Here is a 20,851-nt window from a genome sequence, read left to right as displayed (position 1 = left end):
GCACTCCTCACCTCTCGGGCACTGAACGGTAACGCGCTCTTGTCCAGTGGACAAGAGCGCTCGGCTATATTGTTGGCCACCGGACAAGAGGAGTCGCGAGGGCAGTCTCGAAGGCAGTCGCGAAGGACGTCACGGAGGAAGGCGCACCATGGGCATCAGCCGTACGGCGGTCGTCGACGCGGCACTCGACGTGCTCGACGAGCAGGGCCTGGACAAGGTGACCATGCGCGCCGTCGCGGACAGGCTGGGCGTGCAGCACAACACCGTCCGCTGGCACGCGGAGAACAAGCAGCGCCTGCTTGTCCTGATGTCGGACGCCATCTTCACGGGACTGGACGTCGACGCCCTCCCCGCGCAGTGGGACGACCGCTTCCGCGCCCTCGCCCGCTGGAGCCGGAGAGCCCTCCTGGCCCACCGCGACGGAGCACGCCTGGTCTCGGGAATCTCGACCACGGAGACCCACACGTACCGGTTGGCCGACGCGATGATCCAGACGCTTCTGGACGCGGGTTTCCCGCCCCGGACGGCGGCCTGGGCGAACTGGACCGTGTTCTATCTGATCCTGGGCATCACACAGGAGCAGCAGGCCCAGTCCGCCGACGCGGCCGACCCCGTGCTGGCCTTCGACGACGACGCGTTCCCGGCTCTGCGCATAGCCTCCGAACACGTCGTCGCCGGCACCTTCGACGAGCGCTTCGAGTTCGCGCTGGACATGCAGATGACAGCCCTGCGGGTGGAGTTGGCCCGCACGGATTCCCCGTGAACGTCCGGTCTGCCTAGCCCTGCGGCTGGAGTTGCAGCAACTGCTTCCGTACGTGGTCCAGCGCGCCCGCGCGACGCCCCGGCACCCGGCTCCTCAACTCGGCCAGCGTGAGGCCGAGTTCACGGGCGGTCGCGGGGTCGTGGATCTGCCCCCACTGATGATGAGCCCGGTCGACCGCCGCCTCGACGGCAGCTGTGCCGGGTGCCTGCCCGGCGGCCAGCCGCGCCGCGGCCACCGCGAGCCAGGCCCGACAACTCCGCACCGGATCCCCCGCCAACATCGCCAGATCGGCCCGCACTTCGATCCAGTGCAGCGCTTCTTCCGAACCCGTGCCGTGGGCGCGTACGGCGGCTTGTTCGTGCTCGGCGGCGAGAGCGTCGGCGTCGGCGTGACGACCGGCTTGAACGGCATCCGTGATGGCGCTGTGAGGGTCAGCGCTCTCCTGCCCGCCTGTGCTGTCTCGACTGAGGCCGGCAAAATCCAGCCCGTCTGGGGGACCCCCCTCTGGGGGAGTCTGAGGACGAGGCCCCTTCAGGGCCGACGGGGGTCTGGGGGCGGAGCCCCCAGGGACGCCCGCCCCCACGCTCCCCGGCACAGCAACACCCGCCGCGGACAACACCACATCCGCATACGCCTCCGCCCCCAGCCGCTCCACCGCCTGCTGATGCAACTGCTCAACCGGCGGACGCCACCCGCTGCGCAGAATCGTCGCGACCGCCTTCATGTACGACGGCACAGCCACCACCCGCCGAGCGGGAGGCGGTGCGATGCGACCGTAAACGGCGTTCGTGCGGCCCGAGTCGAGGGGATGCGTGCGCAGCCACTGCCAGGTCTCCGCGTCCGCGTGCAGATCGAGCAGCAACGTCGTCGTCCCCGGCGCCCGCAACCGCAGCTCCTCCCGGACCCAGGCCCACGGGAACGCGGTGTACCGGACGGTCGCCGGAGTCGTACGAGCCAGCGCCAGATGCGGAAGGTGCTGTTTCCGGTCGAGTTGGAGCTGGCCGGTGACGAACACGGTCAACGGACCCGGTGCCGTGGCGGCGGCCCGCAACCGGGTCAGTACGGCCTGCGGCTCCAACGGGTCGGCGAGTTCGACAACGTTGGCGGTGTCCGCGCCGGACAGCACGGCGGGGTCGACGGCCGCGAGCACGGGGAGTACGGACGCCGCGTCCACCAGGCGCCCCCTGCCCACCGGCGAGGCCGCGAGCAGCAACACCGTTCCAGGCATACGCCCTCCCCCGAACCGTCCAACACAGCGATCACATCATTCACTTCGTACCTCAGCACCGTAACCTCTGCTCAACCTCTGCTGTCGCAAAGGGTGATGTCAGGACCGCCGTACCGCGAAGATGGTGGTGTCGTCGGCGAGATGTCCGCCGCTGTGGCGCAGGGTGCCGTCACGGACGTAGGCGACGAGCCGGTCCGGGTCGGCGAGGTGCGGATCTGCCAACACCCCCTCCGAGACCAGGGACTTGAGCGGGTAGAAGACGCCCGCGCCGTCCCGCGCCTCCGTCACCCCGTCGGTGACCACGAGCAGGGTCTCACCGGGGCCCAGGGCGACTCGTAGGGTCGGCGGCGGACCGTCCATGTGGGCCAACTCGCCCAGCCCGAGCGGGAGTCCGTGCCCGGGCGGCAGCGACCGTACGCCGTGCGGGCCGACCACCAGCGGGGGTTCGTGACCGAAGTTGACGACCTCGACGGTGTCCGGTTCGGCGACGGGGAAGCTCAGCAGGATGGCTGTCGCGAACCGGTCGATGCGGTCGTCGTCCTCGCGGTCGAGGGCGGCGAGATGCAGCCCGTGCCGGTGGATCCGGGTCTCCAGCCGCGCGGCGACGGTCGCGAGCTCCCGCTCGTGGTACCCCGCCTCGCGGAACGTGCCGAGCAGCGCGGCCGCCGCCTCCACCGCGCCGAGGCCCTTGCCCTGGACGTCGCCGACGAGGGCGCGGGTGCCGTGCGGGCCGGGCTGGATGTCGTAGAAGTCGCCGCCGACGCGGGCGAAGGCGTCCGCGGCGAGGTAGACGGCCGCGTGGTCGAGGCCGCCCCAGCCGGGCGGCAGCGGGCGCAGCAGCGTGCGGCGGGTGGTCTCGGCGACGTCCCGCATGCGCAGCATCCGGCGTTCGCCGCGGACCCGGACCACACAGGCCAGGACGGCCAGGGCGCCGCCGACGCCGACGAGGATGAAGTCGGGCAGCCCGGTCTGGTACTGGCGCGGCCAGGCGTGGTCGGCGAGGACGTAGGTGGCCAGGCCCAGCACCGCGAACACGGCCGTTCCCCGCACCCCGCAGATCGCCGCGGCGATACCGGGCACGAGCACGATCCACGAGACGGTCCGGAACTCGCCGCCGGTGTACCAGTCGACCAGCAGGATGCTGACGAGCACCAGCAGCGGGGGTATCCAGGCGACGCTGCGCCCGCGCACCCGCAGCAGATGCTGCCGCCGGATCGCCTCGGGGTCGCCGTCGAGCGGGGAGCGCCCGAGGGCGCCGTAGCGCACCGGTCTGTGTCCGCGGCCGCTCACGGTGTCAGTATGCGACCGACATCCGGGTGCGCGGGTGCTCGTGCCGCTCCAGCTCGTCGACGAAGGCGACCGCGTAGTCCTCGGCGCTGATGAGGCTGCGGCCCTGGTCGTCGGTCATGAACTGGTCCCCGTCGACGCGGAAGCGGCCGGTGCGGGTGCCCGGGGCGATCTCGGCGGCGGGGGAGACGTAGGTCCAGTCAAGGCCGTCGTCGGGGCCGTCGTCCAGGGCGCGGTAGTAGGCGAGGACGTCGCGGTGGGCGTGGGCCTCCGGGAGGTAGGCCTCGGGGAAGCCGGGCTGGTCGCTGAGGGCCTGGCCGGGGGCGACCTCCAGGCCGCCGGCGCCGCCGACCACCAGGAGCCGCCCGACACCGGCCGCGCGGACGCCCGCGACGAGGGCCTCGTTCAGGGCGAGGAAGGGGCCGCGCGGATCGCTGCCGTCGCGGGGCGGTACGCACGCGGAGGCGACGGCGTCGGCGCCGCGCGCGACCTCGGCCACCTTCGCCGGGTCCGTCGCGTCCGCCGCCGTGGCGGTGACCCCGGGGACGGGCGACCGGCCGGAGCGGCTGACCGCCAGGACCTGGTGGCCGCGGGCCGACGCCTCCGTCGCGATCCGGCTGCCGACCATGCCGGTGGCGCCGAAGAGTACGAGCTTCATGCGCCCCAGCGAAACACGCCGCAACGGAGGCCGCACGCCGACTTGCCACCGCCTCCGCCGGGGTGTGCATTGGTAGTACGGGGAGAGAGAGGAGTGCTCTCATGGCTCATGCGGCACCCACGCCCGGCGGAATGACCGGCCAGGGCAACACCACCGGCCGGGGCGGATTCACGAGCAATCTGCCCGACATCTTCGACGCCCGCGTCCACCGCGTGGCGAAGGTGGCGATCCCGGTCGTCCTGGGACTCGTCTACGGCTACTGGGCGGCGGCCAACCGTCGCAGCGGCGGCCCCATCACCGGCTGGAACATCCTGTTCGGCTTCGTCACGGCGCTCGCGTTCATCGTGCTGTGCCTGGCGGTGGCCCAGTTCGCGCCGCTGCTGAAGCGCGAACTGCACTCGCTGGTCAAGTCCGCCTTCGCGGGCGCGGCGCTCGGCTTCCTCTACAGCCAGACCGGCGAGAGCGTACTGCGCTCCGCGGCCATCGGTCTCGCGACCACGGCGGCCGTCTTCCTGGTCTTCTTCTACCGTTACTACACACGCGAGGACGGAGAGGGCAACCGCATCCGCTGACCCGGCACCAACAGCAACACGTGGGCCCCGGCACCGAGTTGGTGCCGGGGCCCACGTCATTCCCTACTGCCTCCCTACGGCGCCCAGTTCCAGATGCCGCCGCCGGTCGACGAACCGGAGGAGCTCCAGCTCCACGTGCCCGAGGCGCTCCACGACCCGGAGGCCGAGGTGCTCCACGAGGAGTTGTTGTCGTTCCAGTTCGGGTCGTTGTTCCAGTTGGAGTCGCCCGAGTTGGAGTTGCCGCCGTCGCGCCAGCCCGGACACGGGTCCGAGCAGGACGGCACGCCCTGGCCGCCGGTGTCGACGAACGCCGCGCTGGCCCAGGCCTGCGCGCCGACGAGCCAGTACCAGTCGGGATTCCCGTTGACGCGCTGTCCCCTGACCACGCACTGGACGCGGTCCTGACTGCCGGGTGAGAGCGCGGCGACGACGGGTGAGCGGGTGGTGGGCGACTCCCGCACGTTCAGTTCCGTGCGGGACACGACGGTGCCCCAGATCGGACTGCCGCCACCGCCACCACCGCCATGTCCTTCGGCGTACGTGGTCGGTGCTGCCGCTGCCGTGGTGCCCGCCGCCGCGACGGCGAGAGTGCCACCGGTGAGCAGGGCCGCGGCCAGAGTCCGCAGGGCCGGAGTGGTGCGCATGATCGGCCTCCTTCTCCCCAGCTCCAGGAAACACCCGTTCGGGTGAAGCCTCCACCCGAGAGCGGGCTCCCCAGTTCCGCCAAGGGTTCCGCGCCTCGGCGGAGGGGTTCCGCGACCCGGCCCACCCATTCGGTTCGACATTTGACCCATACGCAGTCAAAAACCGCCGACCCGCTCGCATACGACGCCCCTCGGCCGTGTCCTGAGGACGTGCCCCCACGTCTCCGGAGCGCCCTGTCGGCCGTCCTCGTCGCCCTCTCCTGCCTCCTCACGCCCTTCGGCGCGCTGGCGGCCTGGGCGGCGTACGGCCTGACCGACTCCGGCCGCTACGTCACGACGATGGCGCCGCTGGCCGCCGACCCGGCCGTACGGGACGCGATCGCGGACACGGTCGGCGCGGGCATCCTGCGCGAGGTGCGGATCGGCGGGATCCAGGTCGGCGGAGCCAGGGTCGGCGGGGTCCGGATGAGCGCGACCCAGGGCGTGATGGCGCCGTTCGTGCACGACGCGGTCCGCTCCTTCACCAAGACCCAGGCCTTCCGCGTGGCCTGGGACGAGGGCAACCGGGTCACGCACGAAGCCGTCCTGAACGCCTTGCGGGAAGAGGGCCGGACCGACACGGTCACCGTCGACCTCGCCCCCGTCACGGCCAGCGTCAAACACCAACTCGCCCACGAGAACCTCTCGTTGGCGAACAACATCCCCGTCCAGCACACCCGGGTCGAGGTCCTCCCGGCCGGTGAACTGGGCCCGCTCCGGGAGGAGTTCCACGTGCTTGAGGTCGCCGGCTTCTGGCTCCCCGTGGCCGCCGCCGTCTTCGCCGTCACCGGTATCGCCGTCGCCGTGCGCCGCCGTCGCGCGATCACCGCGACCGCGCTCGGCACGGCCCTCGGCGGCGCGCTGCTCGGCCTCGCGCTCGCGATCGGCCGCCACTTCACCGTCGCCGACCTGCCGGCCGAGCTCTCCGGAGCGGCGGGCGGCGCGATCTACGACGCCCTGACCGCGACCCTGCGCAAGGTCGCCTGGCTCCTGCTGGGCGTGGGCCTGACGGTGGCCGCGCTGGCCTGGCTCACCCGATACGCCCGTGCCGTACGGGAGTTCCTCCTGCTGCGCCTCCTGCGAGAGCGGCGAGCGTCCGCAACGCCCGCCGCAGATCGGGCACAGCAGCCGACGCGAGCCCAAGTCTGACCGCGTCCGGGGTCACCTTCGGATCCACGCTGAAGGCGGTCCCGGGCGTGACCGCGATCCCGTGCGCCGCCGCGGCGGCGGCGAAGGTGTCGGCCCGCCACGGCGCGGGCAGCTCCCACCAGGCGTAATAGGTCAGCGGATCGGCCCGTACGCCACCGAAGTCCCCCAACTCCTCGACGACAAGCCGCTGTCGGACCTCCGCGTCGACCCGCTTGGCGTCGACCAGCCGCGCCACGGTCCCGTCGCCGATCCACCGCACCGCCGCCTCCAACGCGAACCGCCCCGCACTCCACCCACCCGACCGGATGGCGGCCCCCACGACCTCGACGCGCCCTTCCGGCACGACAAGAAACCCCACGGTGAGCCCCGGCGCGACCCGCTTCGACAGCCCGTCCACGACATGGACGAGCCCGGGCGCGTAGGCGGCGAGCGGCGCGGGGGAGTCCGGGTGGAGGAACGACCAGATGCGGTCCTCGACGACGGGCAGCCCCAACTCCCGCACGACACCGCCGATTTCACGCTTCCGCGCCTCACTCGTCGTCACGGAGGTCGGGTTGTGGAGCGTCGGCTGCAGATAGAGGGCGGAGAGAGGCGCGGTGCGATGCGCGGCGACGACCGACTCCGGGCGCGGCCCGTCCCCGTCCGCCGCCAAGGCGACCAGCGTGACCCCGAGCCGCCCCGCGATCTCCCTGACCAGCGGATACGTCAACGGCTCGACCCCGACCCGCCCTCCCGGCCGGACGAGGGAGGCGAGCGTCGCGGCGATGGCCTGCCGGGCGTTGCCGCTGAAGAGGACGCGGTCGGCGGCGGGACGCCAGGCGGGTGTGGCGAGCAGCTCGGCCGCGGCCGCGCGAGCCGCCGCCGTCCCGGTCGCGGCCGCCGGACGCAGCGCCTCGGTCAGCACGTCCGGGCGGAGCAGCGGCGCGAGCGCCGGGGCCAGCAGCTCCGACTGGCCCGGTGCGGAAGGGTAGTTGAGCTCCAGATTCACCGGCGCGGTGGTCGCCGCCTCGACGATCGCCTGCCCGTACGGCCCCGCCGCCGCGGCCCGCACGAAGGTGCCGCGGCCGACCTCCCCCACCACCAGCCCCCGGCGCACGAGTTCGGCGTAGACGCGCCCCGCCGTGGACCCCGCGATCCCGTGCCGCCGGGCGAACGCCCTTTGCGGGGACAGCCGTTGGCCCGGCCGGAGCCGTCCGGAGGCGATGTCGTCCGCGATGCGGTCGGCAATCCGCCGGTAGTCGGCCATGGGATCCCCGTTCGTCGCCCGATTGCACCGAGGGCAAAGATCTTATTGCACCGAGGAGTTGAGCGGACCTAGGGTCGATCACATGCCACCCCTTACTCCCCCATACATCCCTCTTGTCCTCATCCACGGCCACCCCTTCGACCACACGATGTGGACCCCGCAGATCGAGGCGTTCTCCCCCGCCCGCCGGGTCATCGCGCCCGACCTGCGCGGCTACGGCGACTCCCCCTCGACGCCCGGTGTCACCGACTTCTCGGACTTCGCCACCGACATCGAGGAACTGCTGGACAAGGAGGAGGTCGAGACGTTCGTGCTGGCCGGGCTGTCGATGGGCGGCCAGATCGCGATGGACTGCTACGGCCGGTTCGGGGAGCGCGTCCGGGGTCTGGTCCTCGCGGACACCTTCCCGTCGGCGGACACTCCGGAGGCGGCCTGCGTCCGCGAGGCGACGGCCGACCGGCTCCTCCGGGAGGGCATGCGCGGCTACGCCGACGAGGTGCTGGAGCGGATGGTGGCGCCGTCGGCAGACCCGCGGGTCAAGGCGCACGTCCACCGCATGATGACGGCCACCGACCCCGGGTCCGCCGCGGCCGCCCTGCGCGCCCGCGCCCAACGCCCGGACTACCGCGACCTGTTGACCCGGGTCACGGTCCCGGCCCTGGTGGTCGTGGGCGCCGACGACACCTACACCCCCGTCTCCGACGCGGAGGCGATGCACGCGGCGCTCCCCGACTCCACGCTCCGGGTGATCGAGGGCGCGGCCCATCTGCCGAATCTCGAACGCCCCGAGGAGTTCAACGAGATGCTGGGGGAGTTCCTGGCACACGTGGGATAACCCCGGAACACGTGGATGATCTCGGAACGCGTGGGATGATCCGGGCACTTGCTCCCAAGACGGGAAGGCCAGCACGTGGGCACCGCGACCACCGAGTGGACCCCCGCCGACTTCGTGCCCGAACGCCATCGCGCGCGCCGTTTCTGGCGATGGTGCGCCGGGCTGCTGTTCACGGGCGTGAGCGTGGTCGTCGGCTGTCGTACGGCGGACATCGACGGCATCACGCCGGTCCCCCAACTCCTGGCGTTCTTCCCCTGGTTGCTCGCCCCGACCGGCGTCGGACTGCTCCTCTCCCTCTTCACCCGCTGGCGGCTGGGCCTCGTCTGGGGTGTCGCGCTGCTGGGCCTGCTGGCGTGGTTCATCGAGCCGTACGGGAAGAGCGGTGAACCGAGCGGCCCGGCGATCGCCGGGTTCCGCGTCCTGACCTCGAACGTCGAGTTCGGGCAGGGGACGGGCTCCCTGGTGCCGGTGATCCGGCGGGAGCGGCCGGACGTGGTGTTCGTGGAGGAGTGCGAGTACCGGTGCCAGGCCACGCTGTCGCGGGACTTCGGCACCGAGTTCCCGTACCGGCAGGCGGTGGCGGCGGCCGGTTCGCACGGTTCGGTCATCCTGAGCCGCTTCCCGCTCAAGGGCACGAAGGGCGTCACCGGCACGATGGGCATGCCGGGCGCGGTGGCAGACGTAGCCGGTCATTCCGTACGGCTCCAACTGGCCCACCCCATGCCACCGTTGCCGAACCAGGTCGGTCTCTGGCGCCGCGAGCTGGGCAGACTCCGTACCTTCGCCGCCGCCGACCGCACCACCCCCACGATCCTGGCCGGAGACTTCAACTCCTCCCAGGACCATGCCGCGTTCCGCCGCATCCTGGACACGGGCCTGCGCGACGCGGCCCGCATGGCCGGACACCCCCGCACCCCGAGTTGGCCGGAGCGGTTCACCCCCACCTTCGGCACCCAGATCGACCACGTGCTCCTGTCCCCGGACTTCTCCGCGAACAGCGCCCGCTTCCTCGACATCGCCGGCTCCGACCATCGCGCGCTGCTGGTCGACATCGCACTCCACCAGCACGAATAAGCGAGGGGGCCGCTCATAATGGGCGCATGTCCCGCGAGTTCCCCATCGGCCTCACACCCCCCGACTGGCTGGTGAGGAACCTCCAACCCCAGCAGGCTCCCCTCAACTGGCCGGCCATCGCCCGCGCCGCCATCGCGATGGCCCTCCCCTTCACGATCGGCCTGGCCGTCGGACAACCGGCCTACGGCGCCCTCGCCTCCATGGGCGCCCTCTCCGGCGTGATCGGCGACACCGCCGACGCGTACCGCATGCGCATCCTCAACATCGCGATCCCCCAGCTCTTCGGCGCGATCGGCGTCACGCTCGGCTCCGCGGTGTACGGCCACGGCTGGTACGCGGTCGCCGCGCTCACCGGCATCGCGCTCGTCTCCGGGATGATCTCGACGATCGGCGCGGTGGCCTCCGTATCGGGTCTGCTGCTGCTCCTCAACTCGGTGATCGGCGCGGGGCTTCCGCTCCCCGGCGCGTGGTGGCTGGCCCCCGCGCTGATGTCCGGCGGCGGCCTCCTGGTGCTCCTCCTGGCCCTGCTGGCCTGGCCGTTGCGTTCCGGAGTCCCGGAGCGATCGGCGGTGGCGAACACGTACCGCGCGGTAGCCGACCTCCTGGCCACCTGCGGCGACGACCCAACAGCGGCCTACGACGCGGCCCGCCAGTCCGTCACCCAGTCCCTGAACCAGTCGTACGACCTCGTCCTCGCCCGCCGAGCCCGCCACCACGGCCGCAGCCCCGAACTCACCCGCCTGCTGGCCCAGTTGAACGCCATCACCCCGGTGGTGGAGGCGGCCCCCGCGGTCCACCAGTCGGGCCTTCCCCTCCCACCCCAGATCCGCGAGGCGGTCCGCCACCTGGCCCACGCCGTGGAGACGGGCTACACGGGCCCGATAGGCCTCGACCTCCCCACCCCCACCGGCGAGACGACCCGAGCGGTCGACCACGCCCTGCGCCACGCGGCGGAGGTGGTGACGGCCCCGGACGTGGACCCGAGGGGCATCGACGACCGCCTGGGCCGCCCGGCCGCACTGCGCATCCGCACGGCGAGGGCAGCGCGGAACGTCCTGCTGTCGTCGGGCTCCTGGCGCTACGGCCTGCGCCTGGCGGTCTGCATCGGCCTGGCGCAGATCCTGGTCTCGACCGTGCCGGTCGCGCGCTCGTACTGGGTGGCCCTGACCATCACCTTCGTCATGAAGCCCGACTTCGGTTCGGTGTTCTCCCGGGCGCTGCTGCGCGCGCTCGGCACGGTGGCGGGGCTGGTGATCGCGGCGGCGGTGCTGTCGGTGGTGCCGAGGGGTTGGTGGGAAGTCCTGGTCCTCCTGCTCCTGGCCCCCATGATCCCGGCCCTCACCCCGCGCGGCTACGGCTACCAGACGATGGCGATCACCCCGGTGATCCTGCTCCTCTCCGACGTCCTGAACCACCAGGGCACGGCCCTGCTGCTGCCCCGCCTGGTGGACTCGCTGATCGGCTGCGGGATCGCGCTGGTGGCCGGTTATCTCCTCTGGCCGGAGAGCTGGCACACGCGGGTGGGGGACCGGTTGGCGGAGGCGGTGGCGGACACGGCGACGTATGTGGAGTCGGCGTTCGGCAGGTCGGAAGGTGCTGTCGGTGTTACGGGTTCGGAGGTGGGCAAGTCGGAAGGTCCCGTGGTGGGGGCGGGGGCGGGGGCGGAGGTGGATCCGGCGGCCCGTGCCCGTATGCGCCGCCGTCTCTACCGCGATCTGTCCGTCATCCGTACGGAGTTCCAGCGCGCGCTCACCGAACCCCCGCCCACCGGCCGCCTGGCCGCCGGCTGGCTCCCGCTGGTCGTGGCCGTGGAGCGGATCGTCGACGCGACGACGGCGGCGAGGGTACGGGTGAAGCACGGAGCACCGGCGCCGTCACCGGCCGAGGTGACCCAAGTGGCGCGCCAGCTGCGGGAGTTGTCGGAGGGCGTACGGAAGTCTGAGGTGCTGGTGGAGGTCCGTACGGATCTGACGGGGCCGGCGGAGAGTGTGCTGGAGCCGTTGCGGCAGGAGGTGGCGGCGGCACGGGCGATCGCTTCGCCGCACTGAGATCACGTCGCGGCGTCACTGTGGTCACGGTGTTCCGCGGGCCGGGCGGGCGTCCGCCGGGAACAGGCAGGTGAACGGGCGAGCGAAGTGGTGGCTGAAACAGGGGGTGTTGACGAGACGCGCCTCACGTACCTCGCCCATGCCTAAGATCGCCATCCGGGGCCGCTAACCTTACGTGTCCGTCCTGGCCAGGGATTGACGGCTTCAACTCACGCGAAGGGTTGCGCACATGGGCATTCTCACTCTCCTGCGGAATGCATTCGGCAGGTCACGCAAGGAGCGTGCCGCCGAAGCAGAGGGTGCGGAACGCACTCCTTCGCAAGAGCAGCCGACCGCGGTGGCCGTGGAACCGGACGCGAAGGTCCCGTCCCCCTCCACGGAACCCGACCTCACCTCGACCCCGAAGCCGTCACCCGCGGCAACGGCAACGCCCACAGTCCCGGAGCCCCGCCCGTCCTCCACCCTGGAGGATGACGAGCACGAGCTGGTGGCACTGGCCTTCGACAACGTGTCCGTCCCGAAGCCGGCGACGTCGGTGGAGGGGGCGGAGGGTAGCGGGGCTGCGGCGGAGCGGGAGCCGGCAGGGACGGCGACGGCTGAGGCTGTTGCCGAGCCGGCCTCCGAGGTGGTTGCCGAGCCGAACCCCGAGGTCGTTGCCGAGCCGACGTCTGAGGTGGTTGCCGAGCCGAACCCCGAGATCGTTGCCGAGCCCGCCTCCGAGGTCGTTGCCGAGCCGGTGACCGAGGTAACTGCTGAGCCGGTGACCGAGGTTGTGGTTGAGCCCACGGCTGAGGCTGTTGCTGAGCCGGTGATCGAGGTGGTTGCCGAGCCGAACCCCGAGGTCGTTGCCGAGCCCGCCTCCGAGGTCGTTGCCGAGCCGGTTACCGAGGTAACTGCTGAGTCGGTGACCGAGGTTGTGGTTGAGCCCGCGGCTGAGGCTGTTGTTGAGCCGGTGACCGAGGACGTGGTTGAGCCGACGAGTGAAGCTGTTGCCGAGCCGGTTGTCGAGGCGGAGCCGGTTGTTGAAGCGAAGGTAGAAGCCGAGCCTGCGGCTGCGGTGGCGCCGGAGGCTGACACTGAGCCGGTCGCGGAAGCTGAGCCGGTTGCCGAGGCTGAGGAGGCGGAAGTCGCGCCCGTGGCTGAGGTGACTCCGGAGGCGGAAGCCGAGCCGGTTGTTGAGGTGACGCCGGAGGCCGAGGTCGAGCCCGAGGTGGAGCCGGTCGCCGAGGTCACGCCGGAAGCGGAAGCCGAGCCTGTCGTAGACACCGCCCCCGAGGCGGAGCCGACAGTCGAGGTGGCTGAGCCGGTAGTCGATGAGGTGGCCGAGCCTGTCGCAGCCGACGCCATCGCCCCCGCCGCCGAAACCGTCGCGGAACCGGTGGCAGAACCTGTTGCCGAACCCGCAGCGGAGCCGGTCGCCGCAGGCGGGGGCGCTGACGTGCCCGTCCCGCTGGCCGCAGACGCGGCCGCAGACGCGGACGCGGCCGTGCCCACCCCCCTCGCCGCGGCCGCCGATGGCGAGGACGCCCCACAGGGGCCACCCGCACCCGACGACGAGAGCGTCACGGGCGGTGCGGGCGGGGAAACGATCGAGGCCGACGGCGTAGCCGAGGCCGTAGGGGCCGGTTCCGCCGCACTCGCGATCGCCAAGGCCAACCTCACCGGTACCCGAGCGAAGCTCTACCTCGTCCTGGACCGCTCCGCGAGCATGCGCCCGTACTACAAGGACGGTTCCGCCCAGGCCCTCGCCGACCAGACCCTCGCCCTGGCGACCCAGCTGGACCCCGACCCCACCCCCGAGGTCCACGTCATCTTCTTCTCCACGGAAGTGGACGGCACCACAGACCTCACCCCCACCTCCCCCGAGAACGCGATCGACGAGGCCCACGCCGGCCTCGGCCGCATGGGCCGCACCAGCTACCACGCCGCCGTAGAAGCCGTACTCGCCCACTACGACAAGAACGCCACCCCCGGCACCCCCGCCCTCGTCGTCTTCCAGACGGACGGCGCCCCGGACGCGAAGACCCCGGCCACCCAGGCCCTCACGGACGCCGCGAAGTCCCACGCCTCCGTGTTCTTCTCGTTCGTCGCGTTCGGCGACCACGACAACAAGGCCTTCGACTACCTCCGCAAGCTGAAGACCGACAACACGGCCTTCTTCCACGCGGGCCCGACCCCCCTGGAGCTCACGGACGCGGAGCTCTACGACGGCGTACTGATCGACTGGCGCCCGTAGCACCACCCCGTACAACGACCCCCGTGCCGCCCGCTTCCCACCCCGTAAAACGGGAGGCGGGCGGCACACCCATGTCGGCTACGATTTCAAGGTTCGCAACAACAGCAACACACCGACCTGGGAGCAGCCCCCCAATGGCTCGACACCTCATCACCAGCGCCCTTCCGTACATCAACGGGATCAAGCACCTGGGCAACATGGTGGGGTCCATGCTCCCGGCGGACGTGTACTCCCGCTACCTCCGCCAGCGCGGCCACGACGTCCTCTACATCTGCGCGACGGACGAACACGGCACCCCGGCGGAGCTGGCCGCGAAGGAGCAGGGTCTCCCCGTAGCGGAGTTCTGCGCGCAGGCGCACGACGCGCAGAAGGCGGTCTACGACGGCTTCGCGCTCGCCTTCGACTACTTCGGCCGCAGCTCCTCCCCCCAGAACAAGGAGATCACGCAGCACTTCGCCCGCCGCCTGAACGAGAACGGCTTCATCGAAGAGCGCGCGATCCGCCAGGTCTACTCGCCCGCCGACGGCCGCTTCCTCCCGGACCGCTACGTCGAGGGCACCTGCCCCCACTGCGGCTACGACAAGGCCCGCGGCGACCAGTGCGAGAACTGCACCCGCGTCCTGGACCCGACCGACCTGATCAACCCGCGCTCGGCGATCTCCGGCTCCACCGACCTGGAGGTGCGCGAGACCAAGCACCTCTTCCTCCTCCAGTCGAAGCTCCAGCACGAGGTCGAGGAGTGGGTCGCGGCCCACGAGGAGGAGTGGCCGCAGCTCGCGTCCTCCATCGCCCGCAAGTGGCTCACCGAGGGCCTGCACGACCGCGCGATCACCCGCGACCTGGACTGGGGCATCCCGGTCCCCGCCGACACCTGGCCCGAGCTGGCGGCGGAGGGCAAGGTCTTCTACGTCTGGTTCGACGCCCCGATCGAGTACATCGGCGCGACGAAGGAATGGTCGGACCAGGACCCGGAGAACCGCGACTGGAAGTCCTGGTGGTACGAGTCCGACCAGGGCGAGAACCCCGTCCGCTACACGGAGTTCATGGCCAAGGACAACGTCCCGTTCCACACGGTGATGTTCCCGGCCACGCAGCTCGGCGTACGCGAGCCGTGGAAGAAGGTCGACTACGTCAAGGCCTTCAACTGGCTGACGTACTACGGCGGCAAGTTCTCCACGTCCCAGAAGCGCGGCGTCTTCACCGACCAGGCCCTGGACATCCTCCCGGCGGACTACTGGCGCTACTTCCTCATCGCCAACGCCCCCGAGTCGGACGACTCGTCGTTCACCTGGGAGCACTTCACCGCCACGGTGAACAAGGACCTGGCCGACACCCTCGGCAACTTCGTCAACCGCGTCCTCTCCTTCTCGAAGAAGCGCTTCGGCGACGAGGTCCCGGCGGGCGCGGCGGCGGGCGAGGCGGAGACGAAGCTGGGCGAGCAGATCGCCGATCTCCTGTCGGAGTACGAGACCCAGATGGAGTCCCTCCAGTTCCGCAAGGCCGCGGCGGCGCTCCGCGCCCTGTGGTCGGCCGGCAACTCCTACCTGGAGGAGAAGGCCCCCTGGCTGGAGATCAAGACCGACCCGGAGGCCGCCGCCCTCACGCTGCGCACCGCGATGAACCTGATCCACCTCTACGCGGTGGTCTCGGAACCCTTCATCCCGTCCTCGTCGGCGGCGATGCGCGCGGCATTCTCCCTCCCGGCCGACACGGCGACCTGGGTCTCGCGGGACGAGGCGAAGTCGCTGACCTCCGTCCCCGCAGGCACCCCCTTCACCGTCCCCCCGGTCCTCTTCGCGAAGCTCACGGACGAGGACCTGGAGACGTACAAGGAGCGCTTCGGCGGAGACCAGGGCTGACCCGATGGCAGAAGGGGCGCTGCGGCACGGACCGGGGATGACCCGATGACGTACTACTACGTCACCACCCCCATCTACTACGTCAACGACGCCCCCCACCTCGGCCACGCCTACACCACCGTCGCCGCAGACGTCCTCGCCCGCTGGCACCGCCGGCGCGGTGAGGACGTCTGGTTCCTCACGGGCACGGACGAGCACGGCCAGAAGATCCTGCGCACGGCGGAGGCGAACGGCGTGCCCCCGCAGGAGTGGGCGGACCGCCTGGTCGAGGAGTCCTGGAAACCCCTCTGGGCCCATCTCGCCATCTCCCACGACGACTTCATCCGCACCACCGAGCGCCGCCACACGGACCGCGTCCAGGAGTTCGTGCAGGACCTGTACGACAAGGGCGAGATCTACAAGGGCGGTTACGAGGGCCCGTACTGCGTGTACTGCGAGGAGTACAAACTCCCGGGCGAGCTGATCGAGGCCGAGGACGGCACCCAGCTGTGCGCCATCCACCGCCGCCCGGTCGAACTCCTCAAGGAGGAGAACTACTTCTTCCGGCTCAGCGACTACGGCGACCGTCTCCTCGCCCACTACGACGCCCACCCGGACTTCGTCCAGCCCGCCTCGGCCCGCAACGAGGTCGTGAACTTCGTCCGCCAGGGCCTCCAGGACCTGTCGATCTCCCGCTCGACCTTCGACTGGGGCGTCAAGGTTCCCTGGGACCCCTCGCACGTGATCTACGTCTGGGTCGACGCGCTCCTCAACTACGCGACCGCCGTGGGCTACAACGAGAACCCGGCGAAATTCCAGGCGACCTTCCCCGCCGACGTCCACCTCGTCGGCAAGGACATCCTCCGCTTCCATGCCGTCATCTGGCCGGCGCTGCTCATGGCCAACGGCCTGCCGCTCCCGGGCCGGATCGCCGCCAACGGCTGGCTCCTGGTCGGCGGCGAGAAGATGTCCAAGTCGAACCTGACCGGCATCAGCCCCGAGACCCTCACCGCGCACTTCGGCGTGGACGCCTACCGCTGGTACTTCCTGCGCGCGATCGCCTTCGGCCAGGACGGTTCCTTCTCCTGGGAGGACTTCACCGCCCGCTACACCAGCGAACTCGCCAACGGCTACGGCAACCTGGCGTCCCGGGTGACCGCGATGACGGCCAGGTACTTCGACGGAACGCTCCCCGCGCCGGGGGAGGAGACCGAGGCCGAGCGCTCACTCAAGTCAGCCCTGCTCAGGGCGACTTCGGAGGCGGACCGCCGTATCGGCGACCAACTCGACTTCCAGGGCGGCATCCTGGCCGTCTTCGACTTCGTCCGGCAAGTCAACGGCTATCTGACCGACCAGGAGCCCTGGAAGGTCGCCAAGTCCGACTCCCCCGAGGCCCGCGACCGCCTGGCGACGATCCTCTACACGGCGGCCGATTCCCTCCGTGCGATCGCGATCCTCCTCGAACCGGTCATGCCGGAGACGTCGCAGCGGCTCTGGGACTCCCTGGGCGCGTCGACCTCCTTGGGCCCGCTGAGTGACCAGCGGATCCAGGACGCCTCCACCTGGCGCGCGCTTCCACCCGGCTCCCCGGTGACGAAGGGCGCGGTGCTCTTCCCGCGCCTCGACGACCGTACGGACGCCTAGCCGAACACGCTGAACGTGTCCTCCGCCCGGTCCCGCCGCGCCACCAACTCCCAGGCGCCGTCGGCGATTTCGTCCGGGTCGAGGGTCCGGTCGCCGACGTTCCCGAACTGCTCGGGGTTCGACGTGACCAGCTGGTGGATGTCACCCCGCTCGATGAGTCCGCCGATGACCAGGTTCCCGGCGTAGACCCCGGTGTCCGCCAGCGCGGCGTTGAGGGTCAGCGCGTAGTTGCGCAGGGCGGCCGCCGAGACGGCGAGCGCACCGAGCGTGGGCATCGGCATCACGGCACTGAGCCCGCCCGCGAACAGGAACGCGCCGCCACCGCGCTCGACCATGCCGGGCAGCACCCTGCCCACCACGTCGACGGCCGGATACATCCAGCTCATCGCCTCCTGGACGCCGGCGGAGTCGGTCTCGGTGATCGACTTGGGGCGGCTCTCGTCGAGGTCGAGGGCGCCCGGTCCGTAGTAGACGAGGTCGATACGGCCGTACCGCTCGGCGACGGTGTCGAGCACCGAGCCGAGCTGCTTGGTGTCGCGCACGTCGGCGACGTAGGACACCGCCTCGACGCCCGCGGCGGCGAGTGACGCGACGTAGTCGGCGTGCCGGGTGTCGCTGCGGGACACCACGGCCACCGTGTACCCCTCGCGGCCGAAGCGGTGGGCGACGGACATGCCGAGTCCGGGGCCGACGCCGAGGACGACGGCGACCTTGGGCTGTTGCGATGCGGATGCGGGCACGACAGAGCCTTCCGGGGCGGGTTCACGGACACGGCTGACACGAACACAGATAACTTGAGGGCCTCCTCAAGTTATAGTTCCGACCGTAGCACGGAACCTGAGGCTCATCTCAAGTTCCGTATGATGAGGTCATGCACCAGCCCGATCCGCCGCCCCCCGCCCCCAGACCCCTGCGGGCCGACGCCGCGCGCAACCGGGCGAAACTCCTGGCCGCCGCAACGGAGTTGTTCGGCTCGCGCGGTCTGGACGCGCCGCTGGAGGAGATCGCCCGGCGGGCCGGGGTCAGCATCGGCACGCTGTACAACCACTTCCCGAACCGGGAGGCGTTCTGGGACGCGATCTTCCCGGAGCGGCTGGCCGCGCTGGATCGGGTCGTGGAGTCGGCGCTGGCGGCCCCGGACCCCTGGGACGGGTTCGTCGGGTACATCGAGGGGCTGTTCGCGCTGCAGGCCGAGGACCATGGCCTGAACGACGCGCTGGCGCAGCGGTTCCCGGCGGCGGGGGAGGTCGAGCGGGCCTGTCACCGCGGCTTCCGGCGCGCGGAGCAGATCATCGAACGGGCCCGGGACAGCGGGCAGTTGCGCCCCGATTTCGAACCGGAGGACCTCGTCACCCTGATCTGGGCGATGTCCCAGGTGATCCGCGAGTCGATGACGACGGCACCCGACGCCTGGCGCCGCTGCCTGGCCTTCTTTCTCGACGGCCTGCGGACTGGTGCGGCGCATCCCATCGCGGTGCCACCATTGACCCCGGGTCAACTCAGCGAGGTCATGCGGGCTCGGTGACGGACCCCGACACAGACGTGTTCTCGCCAACCCGTAAGGTTCCGCCATGGCAGTCCCCGAGGTCATTCCGATCGCCTACGAGCCGAGTCAACGCAGCGGCGCCGTCGGCCGCTACGCGGACGGCCAGTTCCTGGCGTCGGTCACCTACGCGTTCCCCCAGGGTTTCCGTCCCGGCGACGGCTGGGAAGAGCAGAAACGTCTCTACACGGTGCTCCACACCTTCGACGCCGCAGGCCGCTACCGCGACTCGGAGATCTGGTGCGCCGGCACCTGGGCACAGCAGCAGAGCGCGCCCGACGGCGACGGTTCGGTCCTCTCGCAGGCCCGCATCCACCTGGCGAAACTGCTCCGCGCCCTCCCCCGCCGCAGTTACACCGACATCGCGATCCGGCCCTTCCAACGCACCGTGGACGGCGTCCTGTTCGGCCTGCTGATCGAGGAGGACGAGGACGGCAGCTGGGCCGAGCTGTATCCGGACCGGCACGCCTTCGGGCCGCCCTGGGACGGCACGTACGACAGCTGAGTCCCCCCAACTCCCTTACAGCCAGGGGCTTTACACTGCACGCCTGGTGTCGGCGCACAGGGGGTGCGCCTGGGGTGGGAGGGGACTCGCATGAGCAACTCGAAGGCGCACGGCGGAAGATGGAGAGCCGTGGCAGTCGTCGCCGCGGCCCTGGTCGGCGGGACACTGCTGCCCGCCGCGCCCGCGCTCGCCGTGCACGGAGCGGTCCCCGGCGACTTCAACGGCGACGGCTACCGGGACGCGGTCCTGCCCGCGCCGGGTGCGAACGTGGCCGGCAAGGAGGCGGCCGGCGCGGTCGTCGTCCTGTACGGGTCCTCGTCGGGCCTCTCGGCGGCCCGCCGCAAGACGATCACCCAGAACACCGCCGGGGTACCGGGCACGGCAGAGGCGTACGACAGGTTCGGCTCCGTCACCGCGACGGCCGACCTCAACCGGGACGGCTACGCGGACCTGGTGGTCTCCACTCCGTACGAGGACACCGCCCGCGGCACGGACGCCGGTCTGGTCACCGTGTTGTGGGGCGGCAGGAACGGGCTGACGACGGCCACCGACCTGCCGGCGCCGTCGGACATCCGGGTGCGGTACGGCATCGACCTGGCCGCCCTGAGCATCGGCGCGGGCAGCAGGACACAGGTCGCGGTCGCCGGATCGGAGGGCACCCAGGTCTTCAAGGGACCGTTCAGCCGCACCGGCACCTACGGTTCGACCGCGCCCGAACAGAACACCGCCTCCCCGGCGAGCGTCGCGCTCGGCGACTTCGACGGCAACTCCGTGCTCGACCTGGCCCTCACCACCGTGGGCCTCAGCGACCTGAGCGGTGGCGAGGTCTACGTCGACCCGGCCACCACCCTCATGCAGCCGAAGCGGGGCAACGGACTCATCGACGCCGCGGGCGACATCAACGGCGACGGGTACGCCGACCTCGTGGTCGGTGACCCCTGGGAGCCCGAAGTCGCGGGCGTGGACGGGGCGTTGGGCGGCCGCGTGCTGGTCTACTACGGCACGGCGAGAGGTATCGCGCAGAACGCCGAACCCGTGCAGGTCACCCAGGACAGTGCCGGGGTGCCCGGTGCGAGCGAGAAGGACGACGAGTTCGGCGGCGCCCTGGCCGTGGCCGACCTCAACCGGGACGGTCTCGCCGACATCGTCGTCGGCGCCCCGTCCGAAGGCGTCGCCGGCAAGAGCCGAGCCGGTTCGGTGACCGTGATCCCGGGCCGGCGTACGGGCGCGCTCGGCACCGGCTCCTCTTCCTTCACCCAGGACACCGCGGGCGTCCCCGGCGCCTCCGAGACCGACGACTTCTTCGGTACGACGGTCTCGGTCGGGGACGTCGACAAGGACGGCAAGCCGGAGTTGTTCGTGAGCGCGGCGCGGGAGAACAACGGCACCGGCGCCGTCTGGGTCTTCCCCGGCGGCACCTCCCGTCCGACGGCCACGGGAACCAAGCTGTTCACCGGGCCCGCGGTCGGCCTCACCCAGAAGAGCGACACGGCCCTGGGCGGGTACGGGCTCCTCTGGCTGATCTGAGGCAACGGCCGTTCT

The 20,851-nt window shown here is 71.1% G+C and carries 18 protein-coding genes; 12 read left to right on the top strand and 6 right to left on the bottom strand.

Annotated features, from left to right (window positions below; all coding sequences use genetic code 11):
- Positions 1–148: 148 nt before the first annotated feature.
- Entirely contained in the window at positions 149–763 is a 615-nt protein-coding gene (locus R2B38_RS20750) for a TetR/AcrR family transcriptional regulator C-terminal domain-containing protein (RefSeq protein ID WP_318017560.1), read from the top strand.
- 13 nt (positions 764–776) lie between these two features.
- On the opposite strand, the gene R2B38_RS20745 is transcribed toward R2B38_RS20750, so the two are convergent.
- The 3 genes from R2B38_RS20745 to R2B38_RS20735 form a co-directional block, all read right to left on the bottom strand.
- Complete coding sequence (locus tag R2B38_RS20745) at positions 777–1,991, bottom strand: hypothetical protein (RefSeq protein WP_318017559.1); 1,215 nt, start codon at positions 1,989–1,991, stop codon at positions 777–779.
- A gap of 99 nt (positions 1,992–2,090) precedes the next feature.
- Positions 2,091–3,281 carry a PP2C family protein-serine/threonine phosphatase gene (locus tag R2B38_RS20740; RefSeq protein ID WP_318017558.1) on the bottom strand — a complete coding sequence of 397 codons (1,191 nt, stop codon included), beginning with the start codon at positions 3,279–3,281 and terminating at the stop codon, positions 2,091–2,093.
- Between the two features lie 4 nt (positions 3,282–3,285).
- Entirely contained in the window at positions 3,286–3,936 is a 651-nt protein-coding gene (locus R2B38_RS20735) for an NAD(P)-dependent oxidoreductase (RefSeq protein WP_318017557.1), read from the bottom strand.
- Positions 3,937–4,037: 101 nt separating this feature from the next.
- Here R2B38_RS20735 and R2B38_RS20730 point away from each other — a divergent pair, with 101 nt between their 5' ends.
- On the top strand, positions 4,038–4,508 hold the full coding sequence (locus tag R2B38_RS20730) for a hypothetical protein (protein WP_051801483.1): 471 nt from the start codon (positions 4,038–4,040) through the stop codon (positions 4,506–4,508).
- 74 nt (positions 4,509–4,582) lie between these two features.
- On the opposite strand, the gene R2B38_RS20725 is transcribed toward R2B38_RS20730, so the two are convergent.
- The gene (locus R2B38_RS20725) at positions 4,583–5,152 is read right to left on the bottom strand and encodes an SH3 domain-containing protein (RefSeq protein ID WP_318017556.1); all 570 of its coding nucleotides are present in this window, start codon (positions 5,150–5,152) and stop codon (positions 4,583–4,585) included.
- Between the two features lie 210 nt (positions 5,153–5,362).
- Here R2B38_RS20725 and R2B38_RS20720 point away from each other — a divergent pair, with 210 nt between their 5' ends.
- Positions 5,363–6,340: a hypothetical protein gene (locus R2B38_RS20720; protein ID WP_318017555.1), complete on the top strand. Its 978-nt coding sequence runs from the start codon at positions 5,363–5,365 to the stop codon at positions 6,338–6,340.
- On the opposite strand, the gene R2B38_RS20715 is transcribed toward R2B38_RS20720, so the two are convergent.
- Positions 6,222–7,586 (bottom strand): PLP-dependent aminotransferase family protein, encoded by a 1,365-nt coding sequence (locus R2B38_RS20715; RefSeq protein ID WP_318017554.1) that lies wholly within the window; start codon positions 7,584–7,586, stop codon positions 6,222–6,224. The two genes, R2B38_RS20720 and R2B38_RS20715, sit on opposite strands and share 119 nt — an antisense overlap.
- Positions 7,587–7,668: 82 nt before the next feature.
- Between R2B38_RS20715 and R2B38_RS20710 the strand changes: the two genes are divergently transcribed.
- From R2B38_RS20710 to metG (R2B38_RS20685), 6 genes are all read left to right on the top strand, one after another.
- Positions 7,669–8,421, top strand: coding sequence for an alpha/beta hydrolase (locus tag R2B38_RS20710; protein WP_318017553.1), 753 nt, complete (start codon positions 7,669–7,671; stop codon positions 8,419–8,421).
- A 75-nt stretch (positions 8,422–8,496) separates the two neighbouring features.
- Positions 8,497–9,495 (top strand): endonuclease/exonuclease/phosphatase family protein, encoded by a 999-nt coding sequence (locus tag R2B38_RS20705; protein WP_318017552.1) that lies wholly within the window; start codon positions 8,497–8,499, stop codon positions 9,493–9,495.
- Positions 9,496–9,521: 26 nt separating this feature from the next.
- Complete coding sequence (locus tag R2B38_RS20700; RefSeq protein ID WP_318017551.1) at positions 9,522–11,543, top strand: FUSC family protein; 2,022 nt, start codon at positions 9,522–9,524, stop codon at positions 11,541–11,543.
- Positions 11,544–11,772: 229 nt separating this feature from the next.
- On the top strand, positions 11,773–13,779 hold the full coding sequence (locus R2B38_RS20695) for a VWA domain-containing protein (protein ID WP_318017550.1): 2,007 nt from the start codon (positions 11,773–11,775) through the stop codon (positions 13,777–13,779).
- A gap of 134 nt (positions 13,780–13,913) precedes the next feature.
- Complete coding sequence (gene metG / locus R2B38_RS20690; protein WP_318017549.1) at positions 13,914–15,638, top strand: methionine--tRNA ligase; 1,725 nt, start codon at positions 13,914–13,916, stop codon at positions 15,636–15,638.
- A 45-nt stretch (positions 15,639–15,683) separates the two neighbouring features.
- On the top strand, positions 15,684–17,261 hold the full coding sequence (gene metG / locus R2B38_RS20685; RefSeq protein WP_318017548.1) for a methionine--tRNA ligase: 1,578 nt from the start codon (positions 15,684–15,686) through the stop codon (positions 17,259–17,261).
- On the opposite strand, the gene R2B38_RS20680 is transcribed toward metG (R2B38_RS20685), so the two are convergent.
- The gene (locus R2B38_RS20680) at positions 17,258–18,001 is read right to left on the bottom strand and encodes an SDR family NAD(P)-dependent oxidoreductase (protein WP_318017547.1); all 744 of its coding nucleotides are present in this window, start codon (positions 17,999–18,001) and stop codon (positions 17,258–17,260) included. The two genes, metG (R2B38_RS20685) and R2B38_RS20680, sit on opposite strands and share 4 nt — an antisense overlap.
- A 131-nt stretch (positions 18,002–18,132) precedes the next feature.
- On the opposite strand from R2B38_RS20680, the gene R2B38_RS20675 reads away from it, so the two are divergent.
- The 3 genes from R2B38_RS20675 to R2B38_RS20665 all read left to right on the top strand — a co-directional run bounded on the left by R2B38_RS20675 (position 18,133) and on the right by R2B38_RS20665 (position 20,836).
- On the top strand, positions 18,133–18,786 hold the full coding sequence (locus R2B38_RS20675) for a helix-turn-helix domain-containing protein (RefSeq protein ID WP_318017546.1): 654 nt from the start codon (positions 18,133–18,135) through the stop codon (positions 18,784–18,786).
- 46 nt (positions 18,787–18,832) lie between these two features.
- Positions 18,833–19,309, top strand: a complete 477-nt coding sequence (locus R2B38_RS20670; protein WP_318017545.1) for a hypothetical protein — start codon at positions 18,833–18,835, stop codon at positions 19,307–19,309.
- A gap of 129 nt (positions 19,310–19,438) precedes the next feature.
- A complete protein-coding gene (locus tag R2B38_RS20665) occupies positions 19,439–20,836 on the top strand; it encodes an FG-GAP-like repeat-containing protein (RefSeq protein WP_318017544.1) in 1,398 nt (465 codons plus the stop codon).
- Positions 20,837–20,851 lie beyond the last annotated feature (15 nt).

Source organism: Streptomyces sp. N50, from assembly GCF_033335955.1.
In the GTDB taxonomy this organism is placed as follows: domain Bacteria; phylum Actinomycetota; class Actinomycetes; order Streptomycetales; family Streptomycetaceae; genus Streptomyces.
Note: the sequence above shows the minus strand (reverse complement) of the source record. Positions and strands in the feature narration are given on the sequence as shown.

What these genes read in the sequence shown, in the direction of transcription:
- R2B38_RS20750 (WP_318017560.1), top strand. Translation starts at nt 149, where the DNA reads ATGGGCATCAGCCGTACGGCGGTCGTCGACGCGGCACTCGACGTGCTC.
- R2B38_RS20745 (WP_318017559.1), bottom strand. Translation starts at nt 1,991, where the DNA reads ATGCCTGGAACGGTGTTGCTGCTCGCGGCCTCGCCGGTGGGCAGGGGG.
- R2B38_RS20735 (WP_318017557.1), bottom strand. Translation starts at nt 3,936, where the DNA reads ATGAAGCTCGTACTCTTCGGCGCCACCGGCATGGTCGGCAGCCGGATC.
- R2B38_RS20730 (WP_051801483.1), top strand. Translation starts at nt 4,038, where the DNA reads ATGGCTCATGCGGCACCCACGCCCGGCGGAATGACCGGCCAGGGCAAC.
- R2B38_RS20725 (WP_318017556.1), bottom strand. Translation starts at nt 5,152, where the DNA reads ATGCGCACCACTCCGGCCCTGCGGACTCTGGCCGCGGCCCTGCTCACC.
- R2B38_RS20715 (WP_318017554.1), bottom strand. Translation starts at nt 7,586, where the DNA reads ATGGCCGACTACCGGCGGATTGCCGACCGCATCGCGGACGACATCGCC.
- R2B38_RS20710 (WP_318017553.1), top strand. Translation starts at nt 7,669, where the DNA reads ATGCCACCCCTTACTCCCCCATACATCCCTCTTGTCCTCATCCACGGC.
- R2B38_RS20700 (WP_318017551.1), top strand. Translation starts at nt 9,522, where the DNA reads ATGTCCCGCGAGTTCCCCATCGGCCTCACACCCCCCGACTGGCTGGTG.
- R2B38_RS20695 (WP_318017550.1), top strand. Translation starts at nt 11,773, where the DNA reads ATGGGCATTCTCACTCTCCTGCGGAATGCATTCGGCAGGTCACGCAAG.
- metG (WP_318017549.1), top strand. Translation starts at nt 13,914, where the DNA reads ATGGCTCGACACCTCATCACCAGCGCCCTTCCGTACATCAACGGGATC.
- metG (WP_318017548.1), top strand. Translation starts at nt 15,684, where the DNA reads ATGACGTACTACTACGTCACCACCCCCATCTACTACGTCAACGACGCC.
- R2B38_RS20675 (WP_318017546.1), top strand. Translation starts at nt 18,133, where the DNA reads ATGCACCAGCCCGATCCGCCGCCCCCCGCCCCCAGACCCCTGCGGGCC.
- R2B38_RS20670 (WP_318017545.1), top strand. Translation starts at nt 18,833, where the DNA reads ATGGCAGTCCCCGAGGTCATTCCGATCGCCTACGAGCCGAGTCAACGC.